The sequence below is a fragment of the Microcoleus sp. D3_18_C4 genome, from assembly GCF_036702355.1.
GTDB lineage: Bacteria > Cyanobacteriota > Cyanobacteriia > Cyanobacteriales > Microcoleaceae > Microcoleus.
In genome coordinates this window covers 30,880-45,840 of the sequence record NZ_JAUBTF010000048.1, presented here as the reverse complement: position 1 = coordinate 45,840, position 14,961 = coordinate 30,880, and the positions used below count along the sequence as shown (strand labels likewise).

Below are 14,961 nucleotides of genomic sequence, written 5' to 3'. Positions count from 1 at the left end.
TTTTAAAACCCATTGATTGAGGTAGAAGTCCACAACTCATTGCTCCGCTTCCTGCGATCGAACTCCGAGCCGCACTGGCCACACCATTTAACGATGGCGCGGCTCGTGGCGCGGGCTTTGCGCTTGGGGCGCAGCGCTCTGATCCAAACGGGGCTTCCTGCTGGAGCTTACCGACAGCGGTATCGAGTCAGCTATTTGATGCCGATTTTGATGTGGCCGGAGCCTGTGATTTTAGTGGCGCCGACACCGCTGATTGAGCATTTGAGAGCAGTGGAAATTCCGCGTTTGCAAGAGTGGCTGCAAACAGAGGGGTCGATCGAGACTTATTCCGATCGTGCCACTGGACGAGGCTTGATGCTAGCAGATCCCGAGTCTTGGCTGGCGGCTCGCTTGGCGGGGAATTCGGAACTGCACAGGAATATTCCGACAATTATCGACGGTGTGGATGACTTGGAAGTTTGGACGCGCCAGCAATTGACGGCGGGTTTGCAACCGGCTGACTGGAACGATTTAATGCAATCTCAGCCTTTGGAAGCCGATGCCATCCTCCAAGGGCGGGTACTGCTAACGCGGGCTTTCTTTCAGCATCCGGCGAAACCAGAGGAGTGCTATTTGCTGGAAACGGCAGAGCAAAATATTTTGCAGGGGCTGTTTGAAAAAATCCAGCCAAACCCCCTAATTCCGGCTGCTTGGAGCAATTTTTGGCAGCGGTGGGAAACAAACGGAAAACTGCGGTGGGCGGAAATTAATCGGGAGGCTGGCTCATTTTCTCTGTACTGCGCGCCGGTGCAGGTGGGGGAGGTTTTGAGCAAAATTTGGGACGATCAGCCCGTGGTGTTGATTGGTGGGGCGGTGGATGTGGAACCGAAGGCTCCGATTTTCCGGGAAATGCTGGGACTTCCAGAATTGACGAGCGTTAAGTTTTCGCCCGATCGACAAAGCGAATTAATTCAACTGTACATTCCCAACTGGCTGCCGCTGCCAAATACGCCGGAATTTCAGGGTGTTTTAATTGAAGAAATTCGGACTTTGCTGTTGATGAGCGCGTCGGTGGCGGGTTTAACGGTGCTGATTGTTGGTGATGTACCGCTGAAGGCTCGGCTGGCGGCGATTTTGGCTTCTGAGTTCGGTTCTAGGGTGCAGGTAGAAAAAACAGATGTGGGCGAGAATGCGATTTTGGTGACTGGGTGGGAGTTTTGGCGGGAACATCAGGGGGAATTGAGAGCGCCTCATTTGCTGGCGATCGCAACTTTGCCGCTACCTTCTTTGGAGAATCCTTTGGTGACGGCGCGTGTGGCTTATTATAAGGAACGGCGCAAGGATTGGTTTCGGTTGTATTTGCTGCCGGCGGCGCTGAATGAGTTGCAGCGGGCGATCGCGCCGGTGCGAGAACGTCAAGGGGTGGTGGCGATTTTCGACAGCAGGGTGATTCACCGCAGTTACGGACAGCAGGTTTTAGCGGCTTTGAGTCCTTTTGCGAGGATTGATTATTTGGATACGACTTGGCTGACGCAGGCTTGAGATGACGTGTTGGCGTATAATTTGGTTAGGTATCCAGTTGAAATCTAATTTAGTAGACAAAGATTATGGGTGAAGCTAAGCGTCGCAAAGAGTCGATCGGCGACGAATACGGTAAAGAAGAACGCATCGTTCCCTGGCTGCCAATCACGAAAACCCAAAGCGAAGATTTTGTGAAGTGGACAAGTCGCGGAAGCTGGATGGGGATTAGTCTTTTGGTGGCTTGGTGGATTGTAGTGCGGTTTGTCGGCCCGTCGGCGGGTTGGTGGCAGGTTAACTGATGCCAGACTCGACAAATGCCTGTATTCTTGGCATTGTGTCGAGTTTAACTCGGAAACAAGCGGCTGAATTTTTCGGAAAAATTTAGTTGCGAAGTTCGACTTAGTATGGTATATTAATTATCTGCGGGCAATTAGCACAGTGGTAGCGCACTTCCTTCACACGGAAGGGGTCACTGGTTCAAATCCAGTATTGCCCATTCAAAATTTTAAGGTGACTCATTTAGGCGATCGCAGGAATAGAGGTAACTTTACGATGCAAATAATTCTGAACTCAGAACAAGAAAAGTTATTGCAACAACAGTTAGAGACAGGGAAATATACAACCCCGGATCAGGTAATTACTGATGCTTTAAAAGCTTTGTCAGAAAAACAGCATCTTAATCAACCTCGGCAAGTAGTAACGATTCTTTCAGGAAAACCTGCACAAGATTTACTTGCAGAAAAAATTAAAATCAGCCGAGAACTTAAGAATAATTATCAGCCCGATCCGCACAGACAAGCTTTAGCTGAAACTTTTAGCAACTTATGTGAAGAAACCCAGGCTTTACACGCGGAGCATCCTTTAACTGATGAAGAAATTGCCGAAGAAATTGCAGCTTATCGGAGAGGAGAATGAGAGTTGTTATAGATACTAATATTTTAGTATCTGCGGCGATTGCTGGAAGAAAACCAGCATCTGTTATTACCTGGGTTATCAATCAACCTGATTATGAATGGATAGTGTCAGAAGAAATTTTAGGAGAGTATCAGGAGGTATTAAGTAGACGAAAACTAAAATTAACAGATGATCAGAAAGAAAGATGGTTGAATTTGATTCAAGGTTCCACCCAACTCATTGATGTCTCTATAGAAATTGATTTTCCTAGAGATCAAAAAGATGCTAAGTTTATTGCTTGTGCACTCTCTGCTAATGCTGATTTTTTAATTACAGGCGATCGCGATTTTACTGAAGTTCAGAGTTTAGAAAATACGTTAACTATTTCTGTTTCTATGTTTGCACAATTGATTATGAATTAGACACTGTTCAAGAAGGCCAAAATTGCCATAGCTTGCCGGCAGGGGCCCGATCGCCCAAAGCACCACTTTATACTACACCTATGCTACACTAACATTGTAGCTCGTGCCCCCGCAGGAGGTTTTTTCATGGCAAATGCCAATATTCCTCAAAATTTCAACTTAATCCTACCCGCAGGAACCCAAATTGTCACCCGAATCGAGGTCAAAAACCCCGCCAGTGACCAATCTTGGAAACCGGGATTAGTAGGCGTCATCGTTCAATCGCCTACAGACAATTCCCACGCATATTTAGTCAAACTCCCAGACGGAACAGAAGTTAGTCTGCGGCGACACGAACTCAGTATCCGCAAGCAGTTTCAGAGCGAAGGATTGCAGTCAGGAGGAGATTTTCTTGCAGAATACAATCTCTATGATTCTGTAATTTACCGCTGCATTGTTGGTTCGAGAGCGTATGGTCTTGATAACGAGCAATCCGATACAGACAGACGCGGGATTTACCTGCCGCCTGCAATACTTCATTGGTCGCTTTACGGCATTCCAGAACAATTGGAAAACAAGGAAAATCAGGAATGCTATTGGGAACTGCAAAAGTTTCTAGTTTTGGCACTAAAAGCTAATCCAAATGTGCTAGAATGTTTGTACACGCCTTTAGTAGAAACTGTTTCTCCTGTCGCACAAGAATTGCTGGAAATTAGGGAAATCTTTCTTTCTCAATTGGTTTATCAAACTTACAATAGCTACGTTTTATCTCAATTTAAAAAAATGGAGCAAGACCTCCGCAATACCGGGGAAATTCGTTGGAAGCACGCGATGCACTTAATTCGCTTGTTGCTGTCAGGAATTACTGTCCTCAAGGAGGGGTTTGTACCCGTTCGGGTGCAGGATTATCGATCGCAACTTTTATCTATCCGCAACCAAGAAATATCCTGGGATGAGGTGAATCGCTGGCGGTTGAGTTTGCACGGTGAGTTCGATCGCGCTTTTGCTGCAACTTCCTTACCGGAACGTCCTAATTACGAGAAAGCGAACCTGTTTTTGATTAAATCTCGTAGAGGTGCGATCGGCTAAAAGGGCGGGTTTACGAGATGCTTAATTTGAGACATATATGGTTGGTAAAACCCGCCCCTACAGGTATTTGCGATTGTTTAACCGGAATTGAAATTAACATTGATAAAATGTTGAAAAAATGACAGAATACATCTCGAATCTCGCCCCAATTATCTCCGTTCAACCTTATCCGCTGCTGTTTGTTACTATCAGCGGTTCGCACTTATACGGGTTTCCTTCCGCCGATTCTGACTTCGACTTGCGGGGAGTACACATCTTACCACTACCGAAAGTAATTGGGCTGATTGCTGGAGAAGAAACCATCGAAGTTTCTGAAGTTCGGGATGGAATGCAACTCGATTTAGTAACTCACGACATCAAGAAATTTTTTGAGTTGCTGTTGAAGCGCAACGGCTACGTGCTAGAACAACTGTATTCGCCGCTAATAGTTTACACTACAAAGGAACACGAGGAATTAAAGGATCTCGCCTCAAACTGCATTACCAAGCACCACAGCCACCACTATCTCGGTTTTGCTCAAACTCAATGGAAATTGTTTGAGAAAGAACGCCCGCGTCGGGTTAAGCCGCTGCTATACGTTTACCGAGTGTTGCTAGCTGGGATTCACTTGATGCAAACGGGGGAAGTTGAGGCGAATTTGGTAAAACTTAACGAGAAGTTTCAGTTGTCGTATATTCCTGATTTGATTGCTCGCAAGCTGGCTGGGGAGGAAAAATCAGTGCTGGAAGATACAGATATAGAATTTTATCAGCAAGAGCGCGATCGGCTAATTAATATATTAGAAGATGCAAGTTTTACAAGTCATTTGCCGTCAAATCCTCATGCAAAGGTTGCTCTTAACGATTTTCTGGTAAAGGTGAGGATGTCATCTGTGAACTAAGCTGTTCCACCTCTAATTAGTCTTTTCGTGCAGCAAGCAGCCTATATATTAGTCGTTTGGTGCGCCGCCGATCACAGAATCTCCAGTCCAGGACACATCAGTACCAAAGAAAGCGGGTTTTTTATCCTGCTCAAAGGCCATAATGCAGCATTTTTGTCGTCCATCAAACCGGGTTTCAAGTGATTTACCTTGATAGGTTTCTGTTTGCGGGTTCGCTAAGGACAGGTATGCCGAGATTTTGCTCATCGGTAACTTGTGCGTTTTTTCCTGGTATGTAAATATTCCAACTTACCCCACCTATATAGGTCTTGATATATGAAATCAAGGCGTGGATAAATACAACGATGCCCACCATTTCTAATAACTCTTCAAGGGTCACTACTATCGCGTAGGATAGATCCTGCATCCCCGTTGTAGAAGCTAGGTATCCCCCTAGCAGTTCCACCCCCATTGCTCCTCCAATATAAACAGCGGATGCTGCAACAAACAATTTTCTTGTGGCAACAGGAAGGTGGAACACAAACTTACTATAGGATAATAGAAATATCGCTACCAGAAAACCGAACGGCACAACCCAAGTAAAGTAAAGAAATCCTGTGGCCTTTAGCAGGCTTCGCATCGGGTCAATCAATTTTTCGTGCAATTGACCAGCTTCGTCTATAGATATATATAAAAATATGAATGATAAAATTTTCCAGTGATGCTTGTATGGATCGCTATCCAAATTTTTCGCATAGGCGATCACACCCAGCAAGAGAGAACTAAACAGCAATGCCAAAACAGAGTAGAAGCTTGGAAGGTTCCGCTCGTAATCAACGTTGAATACCTTTGAAAAGTAGGCTGCAAACGGGGAATCCGGGAAGAAGTGCAGATTGATGTGACTTAAAGAAGATAGTACAACTAGACAGGTCACCACTCGAAGCAAAAATTGGGTTACAGCCCTAGGAGCTAAAGGGATTTGGAATTTCATGTTCTTTTAACCGTTCTCTTAAGCTTTGTTTAAGAGAATCTTATCAACAGACAAAAAAAAATCGGTCTACCCAAAGACACAGAAGACTCATCTGGGTGAAGGCCTTATTTTTGTTGTTACCGTAGGATTAAGGAATTTAGCAGACCTCGATCGCCCTTAATTTTATGGTGGCTATATAATTTTTTTTTGTTTCCTGAAATGTAAATTAGATATCTCCAAAAAAGAAGCTGAAATCCTTACTACGGTTTAGTCGATATCTAAATTCGATCGATATCTGCCAGAGAAACTCGGCTTCAGGAAGCCGAGATCCCTCAGTACCGAGGATGTCTGTAATCAAAGGTCATCACTCATTAATCGAGAGTGAAAACCCTGAGAGGAAATAAGAGGTCGATCGCGATCGAGTGATTCGCCGCCATTTGTTAACCTAGACTTCCCCCAGCAAGATCAAAAAATCTCCTTGTCAAAGTTAATTAGCTTTCAGTCAATTGCTGATTTCCGAAGTTTTTGCTGCTTTACTTATTTTTCGTACCTGCGCGGCGTGTAAACCCAAACATCTCCATATTTGCGAGGAATAATCCGAGTTTGACTCGAACCGACAATCACTAAAGTTCTCATGTCTGCATCTTCCGGCTGGAATTCGCCGAGGGTGCAAACGCGCACAGATTGACCGGGCCGGCCGAGGTTTCGCCCCAATATGACGGGGGTATTAGCATCGCGACTTTGCAACAAAATCTCGATCGCCCTTCCGAGTTGCCAAATCCGCTGTTTCGAGATGGGATTGTAAAATGCGATCGCGAAATCTGCGATCGCAGCGGCCGAAAGCCGCTGTTCTATGACCTCCCAGGGCTTGAGAATATCCGAAAGGGAAATCACGCAAAAATCGTGTCCGAGGGGTGCTCCGATCGCAGCAGCGGCCGCCTGCATGGCTGAAATGCCCGGTGCTACCCGAATATCGATGCCTTGCCATTCGGGTTTGGCGTCAAAGTCGATCGCCTCAAACACCGCTGCAGCCATCGCAAAAATACCCGGATCTCCCGACGAAACAACGGCGACAGATTTGCCGGATGCTGCTAAATCTAGGGCAAAACGCGCGCGATCGATCTCTTCGCGGTTGTCGGAATCGTGCCGCTTTTGCCCTTCCCGCAGGGTTCCAGCTAAGTCGAGATAGAACTTGTAACCCACCCAATCCGTGGCTTCGCGCAGAATTTCCTTAACCTCCGGCGACATCCAGGGCGCGCCTCCAGGGCCGGTACCGACGATCGCGAGTTTGCCGCGGCTAAATCCGATCGCGCTAGCATTTATGGGTTCGGCGGCCAGGGCGATCGCGCAATTCAGGGATAAAGTGGGATCGCATTCGATTAACTGACTGTTTGCACCTGCTGCTGTCAGGGCAATTTGTGCGGCCTTATTTTCGATGAATTCAATTGAGTCTAATTCGACAAGTTCGGAGAGATTGAAAAAGCGGACGGGGACTTTAAAATATGCTGAAACTGCTTCTAATACCGGATTTCCCATTTCATGTTTTAAGGCAAAAAATCCAGCGATTGCAGCGGCTGCCAAATTTGTTTGTGCCAGTAATTCCTGCACGCAAAACAGGGCTATTTCTGGCTGAATATTCGATAGATTCGCAAGTGCAACTGCCACAATTTGCGGATGGTAAACTAAACAATCTGGCGTCGGCGCAATTGCTTTTTCGGTGACGCGGATAGTTAATTGGGCGTCGGGGGCGATCCTCTCCGAGGGCTGCGCTAACGGCAAATTGCTCTCGGAAAGCCAGCTTGCAGCCCCTTCTAGGCGTACTTTTGCCCCCGCGAGCAAATTTGAAATAAAAGTCTTCGCATCCTCTGGATTCGCCAAATAATAGCCTTGGGGAGGACTCAGTAAGGCGGTGCGAAACCGGATATCTCCGGTGGTGGTAATTGCAGGTTGTACGCCGAGGGCTGCTGCAATCTCTCTGGCCAAATCATTAACGCCGTGCAAACCGCCCAGCAGGGGTACGACGGCGCTTCCGTCTTCGGCGACGGCTAAAACTGGCGGTTCGGCGCGTTTGTCTGACAGCAGCGGGGCGAGGGTGCGGATGATAATTCCGGCGGCGCAGATGCCGATGATTGGGGTTTCTGTGGCAAACAATTCCCGCAATGTTTCGCCGAAGTTGCTAAAGTTGATGTCTGTGTTGGAAGTGCGATCGATTAAACCGTAAATCTGGGAACCGGGAAAATGTGCGGAGATTTTTTTGGCGATCGGCAGGCTGTTTTGACCTAAGATAACTATTGCGGGAGGAATTCGATTCACGTTTGTAACTATGGCTGTGTTTGGATTGGTTTGATTATTTTAATCGCTTCTTACTTTAATAAGACATATTTGACGAACCGCGAAGCCGCGCGTAAGCGCTAGGGCGCGAAGGAAGAGAAAGAAGAGAAAGAATTGAAGCAAGAAGTTTTTCTGTTTTATTAGTGGCACAGGCATCTTGCCTGTGCATCTCTGCAATTAGTTTATCATTAAAACAAGCAAATATTCGGAGGTTTGGCTGTGAAACGCATTGTTTTAATTGCAGGGTTTGAATCTTTTAATGCTGATTTGTACCGTAAAGCTGCCGAGTTGGCTGTTTCTGGCTGTCAGGGATTGGAAGTACGGGTTTTTAGCGATCGGGCCCTCGCAGAGGAACCTGACGCTGTAGCCACCGCTCTCTCGAATGCTGATGTGTTTTTTGGGAGTTTGCTGTTTGATTACGATGCGGTAATGTGGCTGCGGGAAAGGGTGCAACATATCCCTATTCGCCTGGTTTTTGAGTCGGCTTTGGAATTGATGAGTCTTACTCAAATCGGCGCTTTTAAAATGGGCGACAAGCCGAAGGGAATGCCGAAGCCTGTTAAATTTATTCTGGATAAGTTCAGCAATGGGCGAGAAGAAGATAAGCTGGCTGGTTATATCAGCTTTTTGAAGGTTGGGCCGAAGTTATTAAAATATGTACCCGTGCAAAAAGTGCAAGATTTGCGAAACTGGCTGATTATTTATGGTTACTGGAATGCGGGCGGTGCGGATAATGTTGTCTCAATGTTTTGGATTATTGCCGAAAAGTATTTGGGGCTGAAGGTAGCAGAAATTCCGCCGCCTGTGGAAACTCCCAATATGGGTTTATTGCATCCCGATTATAATGGTTATTTTGAATCGCCTCGGCAATATTTGGATTGGTATCTCGGTAATCAAAGTGCTAGGGGCGGGCAAGATGCCCGTTCCACAAAAGAGGCTAGACATTTTGATAAAAATAGTTATAACGGGCAAAATGCCCGTTCCACAAAATTTGAGACTAATTTGTCTGAAAATTTAGACCGGATTTCTAACGGGCAAGATGCCCGTTCCACAAAATTTGAGACCAATTGGTCTCAAAAAGTGGAGGGAGGAAAATCCCCTGTTGTGGGCATCTTGCTTTACCGCAAACACGTTATCACCAAGCAGCCTTATATTCCTCAATTGATTCGCTATTTTGAAGATGCGGGAATTGTGCCTTTGCCGATTTTTATCAATGGTGTTGAAGGCCACGTGGCGGTGCGGGATTGGATGACTACTGCTGATGAAACTGGGCGCAGAAAACAAGGCAATATTGAAACTCTTTCGCTTTCTAAAGATGCTGTGGAAGTTGATGCGATTGTTTCTACTATTGGCTTTCCTTTGGTTGGCGGGCCTGCGGGTTCGATGGAGGGTGGAAGGCAGGTGGAAGTTGCTAAGCGGATTTTAACTGCTAAAAATGTACCTTATTTTGTGTCCGCACCTCTGCTGATTCAGGATATCCATTCTTGGACTCGTCAGGGGATTGGAGGTTTGCAAAGTGTGGTATTGTATGCTTTGCCTGAGTTGGATGGCGCGATCGATCCAGTGCCCCTGGGCGGTTTGGTGGGTGAGGATATTTATCTGGTTCCCGATCGCGCGAAACGCCTGACAAGTAGAATTAAAAATTGGGTGAAACTGCGGCAAACTCCGTCATCTGAAACGAAAATTGCGATTATTCTCTACGGGTTTCCTCCCGGTTACGGTGCGGCGGGTACGGCTGCTTTATTAAATGTACCGAAATCGCTGCTAAATTTCCTGCACAAACTTCAAGCAGCAGGTTATACAGTTGGAGAAATTCCGGCTGACGGGGAGGAGTTAATTCGCAGGGTTAAAGACGCGGATGAAGCTACTGGTGACGGGCAAGATGCCCGTACCACAAAAGAGACTGTTAATGTCAAAACTTTAGAAAAATGGCTGGGCTACTTGTCAACAAGCCGTATCGAAAAACAGTGGAAATCTTTAACTGGTACTGGGATTAAGACAGACGGCGATGAGTTCCAAATCGGTGGCATTCAACTGGGGAATGTTTGGATAGGTTTGCAGCCGCCGCTGGGAATTTCGGGCGATCCGATGCGCTTAATGTTCGATCGCGATTTGACACCTCACCCTCAATACGCTGCGTTTTACAAGTGGCTGCAAAATGATTTGCAAGCTGATGCTGTGGTTCACTTCGGAATGCACGGCACTGTTGAATGGTTGCCGGGATCTCCTCTCGGAAATACTGGCTATTCTTGGTCGGATATTCTGTTAGGAAGTTTGCCGAATCTTTATATCTATGCCGCCAACAATCCGTCGGAATCGATGTTAGCTAAACGGCGCGGTTACGGTGTTTTGATTTCTCACAACGTGCCGCCCTACGGCCGCGCTGGCTTGTACAAGGAATTGATGGCTTTGCGGGATTTGATTGCGGAATATCGGGAAGATCCGGCAAAGAATTATGTGCTGAAAGAGGCTATTTGTAAGAAAATTTTAGATAGCGGTTTGGAGGCTGATTGTCCGTTTGATGAGGCTCGCAAGTTGGGTATTGCTTTTAGTTTTGAAAATGTGGGAATGTTCAGTTCTGATGCTTTTAACCGCTATCTGGTGAAGCTTTACGAGTATTTGCAGGTGGTGGAATGTCGCTTGTTTTCTTCTGGTTTGCACGTTCTCGGGGAACCGCCTAATTCTGAGGAAATGACCTCTTATCTTGAGGCTTATTTTGGGGAGAGGTTATCACAAGAACAGGTAAAAGAAATTGTTTCGCAAACAAGCACAGGCAAGATGCCTGTGCCACAAGAGGGGTTTGGCGGGCTTTTTGAGGAGGGTTTGTTGGTGCGGGATTTGTTGTTGCAAACGACGGATGAGTTGACTAATCTTTTGCGGGGTTTGAATGGGGAATATATTCTGCCGGCCCCTGGTGGGGATTTGCTGCGAGATGGGGCTGGGGTGCTGCCAACGGGCAGGAATATTCACGCTTTAGACCCTTATCGGATGCCTTCTCCGGCGGCTTATGAAAGGGGGCGCGAAATTGCTCGGAAAATTATTGAGAAGCACCTTGAGGAACATGGGAATTATCCTGAGACTGTGGCGGTGATGTTGTGGGGTTTGGATGCGATTAAAACGCGGGGCGAATCTATTGGCATTTTGCTAGAATTGGTGGGGGCTGAACCTCTTAAAGAAGGTACTGGCCGCATTGTTCGCTATGAATTAAAACCGTTAGCTGATGTCGGTCATCCCCGGATTGATGTGTTGGGAAATCTTTCGGGAATTTTTCGAGATAGCTTTGTGAATATTATTGAATTGTTGGATGATTTGTTCGTGCGGGCGGCGGATGCGGATGAACCGGAATCGGAGAATTTTATTCGCAAACACGCTTTAATCTTGCAGGCAAAAGGCGTGCAGAATTATTCGGCAAGGTTGTTTTCTAATCCGGCTGGGGATTTTGGTTCTTTGGTTAACGATAGGGTTGTTGATGGTAGTTGGGAATCGGGGGATGAGTTGGGGAAAACTTGGGAAAGTCGCAATGTTTTTAGTTACGGGAGGAAGGATAAGGGGGAAGCGAGGCCGGAGGTTTTGACTCAGTTGTTGCAAGGGTGCGATCGCATAATTCAAGAAATTGATTCTGTGGAATACGGTTTGACTGATATTCAAGAGTATTATGCGAATACTGGCGGTTTGAAGAAAGCCGCAGAAAAGCAGCGCGGCAAAAAGGTTAACACGAGTTTTGTAGAAAGTTTTTCTAAGGATACAACTCCGCGCAATTTAGAAGATTTGCTGCGCTTGGAATATCGAACTAAGTTGCTAAATCCTAAGTGGGCTAACGCGATGGCAAATCAAGGTTCTGGCGGCGCTTATGAAATTTCGCAGCGGATGACGGCATTAATAGGTTGGGGCGGAACGGCTGATTTTACTGATAGTTGGGTTTACGATCAGGCGGCTGATACTTATGCTTTAGATGAAGAGATGGCGAAGAAGTTGCGGGAGGCCAATCCTGAAGCTTTTCGCAATATTGTCGGCAGAATGTTGGAGGCTAACGGGCGAGGTTTTTGGCTGCCGGATGCGGATAAGTTGCAGCAGTTGCGCGAGTTGTACGAGTTAACAGATGAGAAGATTGAAGGGGTGACAGTGTAGTGTTTTTAATATAAATATTTAGGGGCGGGCTAGAAGCCCACCCCACAATAGTTTCAAAATTTCTCAGGTGCAAGTTAGAGGCGCGGCTATTAAATACCTCGATCGCCCTGCGGTTTTGTTACAGGAACTGACGGTTTATTGTTTGGAGAATTAAAAGCTCGATCGACCATATCTCCAAAGGGAACAAACTGCGGTGCAGACGATGGAGCTCCGGTTCTGAACGTTGTAACTGGCCCGCTGCCGTCTTGGGCAAAATTAATCAATCTCGTTAAAGCATCACCGGGATTTTTAGCATTGCGCTTGTCTAGGGTGAACAGCAGATTTTGAGAGTTGCAACGCCCCTGTCCGTTCACGTAACAAACTACGGGCAAGTTATTAACAATTCCTGTTGTTAACTGCAAGTTGCTCAATCTTCCACCATTCTGGGCAACAGCTTTTGTCAATCTATTGGAAACAATTTGACAGCGCTGCCAAGGTGTATATTCGCGACCGAATTCGGTAGATTTCCACAGAATCATTGGATCTGTCGTGACATTTCCCCGCCGCGCAATTGTGACAAAATTCCGACCGGAAGTAACGCACTGAAATGTTGTTCTAGGGCTATTCCAGTTGCTCGTTGGAGCTGCTTGCACTTGGCTTGCCAAGGCGACAGTACCTGCGAAAACTAAAGCGGATGCTAATAAGGGTGCAGTCAATTTCATAATAACTCCTGCCACTAAGGCAGCTAAATTTATGTAGGAAGTCATAGTTGTAGGGACAGGGCAGTGTCCGTACCTATTCAAATTCCGCTGGTTGGCTGTCACACCCGGATATTTTTCAAATATTAAATCAGGTTAGTTGCACCTCTTGTCTGTAGGTACATGGCAGTGTGGTGTGTTTATTTCAACACTTGGAAACGTGGCTTTAGGAACACGGCACAGCCATTTCTTTGTTTCCAACACTTCGAGACTGTGGCACAAGTATCCTAGATAGTGTTTTTAGCTACATTCTTCAAAGCCAGAGCAGTCAACAATGGTAAGTAAAACTAGAAAGCACAGCTCGGAAATTGGCTGGCAAATAAATTTTTATGAAACCTCGAATCATTGTTTGCGGGTTGGGTCACACGGGACACAAGATTTTTTGTTTGTTGAGACAGCAAGGAGCGATTGTGGTTGGTATTAGCGATCGCCCAATTCGCGGCGAAACTTCTGATGTGGTTGTCGGCAATTTGCAAGCAGCTTCTACCTTGTTGGCGGCGGGCATTCAAAACGCTCACACTTTAGTAATTGCGGCAGACGATGATGCTGTAAATTTGGCAATTTTGATGCAGGCGAGGATTCTCAATCCTCAGATTCGCATCATTAACAGATTGTTTAATACTAGCTTGGGCGACAGAATTGACCACACTTTGCCCGATCACACTTCCATGAGCGTTTCATCATTGGCTGCTCCGGTTTTTGCTTTTGCGGCTCTCGGCAATCAGGCGATCGGACAGTTACGTTTGTTCGATCGCACTTGGGCGATTCACGAAGAATATATCGATGAAATACATCCTTGGAAAAATCGAAAACTGAGCGATTTGTGGGACGATCGATCGCGAATGTTGATTTATTATCTGCCAGCTGCTAACAAAACTGATTTAGTATCGGCGGTGCTTGCCGATCGGCAGTGTCAGCAGGGCGATCGGCTAATTGTTGCCACTCAGCCGACTCTCCACAGCCCCCAAAAAACTTTAACTCAAAAACTGCTAAAAACATTAACTAGCCTGCGCCGATTTCAGCAGCACAGCCAAGCAGCAGTAATTGTTGTATTGACGCTGCTGGCAATGATTGCCGTTGCTACTGCCACCTATATTTGTGTTGACGATAATATCTCAATTGTTGATTCTCTCTATTTTTCCGTAGGGATGATTACCGGAGCCGGAGGCCATGAAAAAGTGGCAGAACAAGCTCCAGAAAGCATTAAACTATTTACAATTCTCATGATGTTAGTTGGAGCCGGCATCGTCGGCATCTGCTACGCACTGCTCAACGATTATGTATTGGGAACTCGCTTTACCGAATATTGGGATGTGGCGCGAGTGCCGCAGCGCCATCATTACATTATTTGCGGGCTCGGAGGAATCGGTATCCAAATTGCTAAAGAACTGCACACTAACGGTTACGATATTGTGGCGATCGAGCAAGATCCAAACTGCCGGTTTCTGAACACGGCTCGCTCAATGAAAATTCCGGTCATTCAGGGAAGTGCTAGTTTACCCGCAACTTTGGAAGCTGCTAATGTTAAGCAAGCGGCAGCACTTTTGGCGGTAACTAGCAGCGATATGTCTAATGTCGAAATTGCCATGAGCGCTAAAGGATTAGCCCCAAAACTATCAGTTATTGTCCGCAATCAAGACCCACATTTTGCTTTAATGGTGCAGCAAGTTTTTGAGTTTGAAGGAGTTTTGAACCCGACGGAATTGGCTGCTCCTGCTTTCGCGGCAGCCGCGATTGGAGGGAGAATTTTGGGCAACGGAATGACTGCTGACAGTCTATGGGTTTGCTTGGCCACCTTGATTACGCCCAACCATCCTTTCTGTGGCCACCGTATTCAAGATGCTGCTAAGTCTGCGGATTTTGTGCCTCTTTATGCGGAAACTAAGGGTCAAACTATTCACGGCTGGGATTTGCTGAATTGTTGTCTGAGTGCGGGGGATGTTTTGTATTTGACGATGCCGGCGAATAGGTTGGAGCAACTGTGGAGAACGACCTCTGAACTAATTAAAACTTAATGGTTTGACGCGGGAATTTATATTGCCGATCGCTCAA

General features: G+C 46.4%; 11 protein-coding genes and 1 tRNA gene. 9 read left to right on the top strand and 3 right to left on the bottom strand.

Annotation, left to right across the window (positions count from 1 at the left end):
* Window positions 1–12 precede the first annotated feature (12 nt).
* The 7 genes from QUA90_RS21765 (at window position 13) to QUA90_RS21735 (ending at window position 4,764) form a co-directional block, all read left to right on the top strand.
* Window positions 13–1,521 (top strand): helicase C-terminal domain-containing protein, encoded by a 1,509-nt coding sequence (locus QUA90_RS21765; protein WP_333389135.1) that lies wholly within the window; start codon window positions 13–15, stop codon window positions 1,519–1,521.
* A 65-nt stretch (window positions 1,522–1,586) separates the two neighbouring features.
* The gene (locus tag QUA90_RS21760) at window positions 1,587–1,799 is read left to right on the top strand and encodes a DUF2839 domain-containing protein (RefSeq protein ID WP_333063857.1); all 213 of its coding nucleotides are present in this window, start codon (window positions 1,587–1,589) and stop codon (window positions 1,797–1,799) included.
* 125 nt (window positions 1,800–1,924) lie between these two features.
* Window positions 1,925–1,996 (top strand) — tRNA-Val (locus QUA90_RS21755).
* Window positions 1,990–2,415 (top strand): hypothetical protein, encoded by a 426-nt coding sequence (locus tag QUA90_RS21750; protein ID WP_333447685.1) that lies wholly within the window; start codon window positions 1,990–1,992, stop codon window positions 2,413–2,415. Before QUA90_RS21755 ends, QUA90_RS21750 begins: the two co-directional genes overlap by 7 nt.
* Window positions 2,412–2,816 carry a putative toxin-antitoxin system toxin component, PIN family gene (locus tag QUA90_RS21745; protein ID WP_333447684.1) on the top strand — a complete coding sequence of 135 codons (405 nt, stop codon included), beginning with the start codon at window positions 2,412–2,414 and terminating at the stop codon, window positions 2,814–2,816. The genes QUA90_RS21750 and QUA90_RS21745 overlap by 4 nt, the downstream gene beginning before the upstream one ends.
* A gap of 126 nt (window positions 2,817–2,942) precedes the next feature.
* Entirely contained in the window at window positions 2,943–3,884 is a 942-nt protein-coding gene (locus tag QUA90_RS21740) for a DNA polymerase beta superfamily protein (RefSeq protein WP_333389137.1), read from the top strand.
* A gap of 118 nt (window positions 3,885–4,002) precedes the next feature.
* Window positions 4,003–4,764 carry a nucleotidyltransferase domain-containing protein gene (locus QUA90_RS21735; protein ID WP_333324894.1) on the top strand — a complete coding sequence of 254 codons (762 nt, stop codon included), beginning with the start codon at window positions 4,003–4,005 and terminating at the stop codon, window positions 4,762–4,764.
* Between the two features lie 184 nt (window positions 4,765–4,948).
* On the opposite strand, the gene QUA90_RS21730 is transcribed toward QUA90_RS21735, so the two are convergent.
* Both QUA90_RS21730 and cobJ read right to left on the bottom strand, forming a co-directional pair.
* Window positions 4,949–5,734, bottom strand: coding sequence for a hypothetical protein (locus tag QUA90_RS21730; protein WP_333324896.1), 786 nt, complete (start codon window positions 5,732–5,734; stop codon window positions 4,949–4,951).
* Between the two features lie 516 nt (window positions 5,735–6,250).
* Entirely contained in the window at window positions 6,251–8,026 is a 1,776-nt protein-coding gene (gene cobJ / locus QUA90_RS21725; protein WP_333389138.1) for a precorrin-3B C(17)-methyltransferase, read from the bottom strand.
* 237 nt (window positions 8,027–8,263) lie between these two features.
* On the opposite strand from cobJ, the gene QUA90_RS21720 reads away from it, so the two are divergent.
* Complete coding sequence (locus QUA90_RS21720) at window positions 8,264–12,172, top strand: cobaltochelatase subunit CobN (RefSeq protein ID WP_333447682.1); 3,909 nt, start codon at window positions 8,264–8,266, stop codon at window positions 12,170–12,172.
* An 89-nt stretch (window positions 12,173–12,261) separates the two neighbouring features.
* Here QUA90_RS21720 and QUA90_RS21715 read toward each other — a convergent pair whose 3' ends face one another.
* Window positions 12,262–12,918, bottom strand: a complete 657-nt coding sequence (locus QUA90_RS21715) for a COP23 domain-containing protein (RefSeq protein ID WP_333389140.1) — start codon at window positions 12,916–12,918, stop codon at window positions 12,262–12,264.
* A 320-nt stretch (window positions 12,919–13,238) separates the two neighbouring features.
* Here QUA90_RS21715 and QUA90_RS21710 point away from each other — a divergent pair, with 320 nt between their 5' ends.
* Complete coding sequence (locus QUA90_RS21710; protein WP_333447680.1) at window positions 13,239–14,924, top strand: NAD-binding protein; 1,686 nt, start codon at window positions 13,239–13,241, stop codon at window positions 14,922–14,924.
* Window positions 14,925–14,961: the final 37 nt, after the last annotated feature.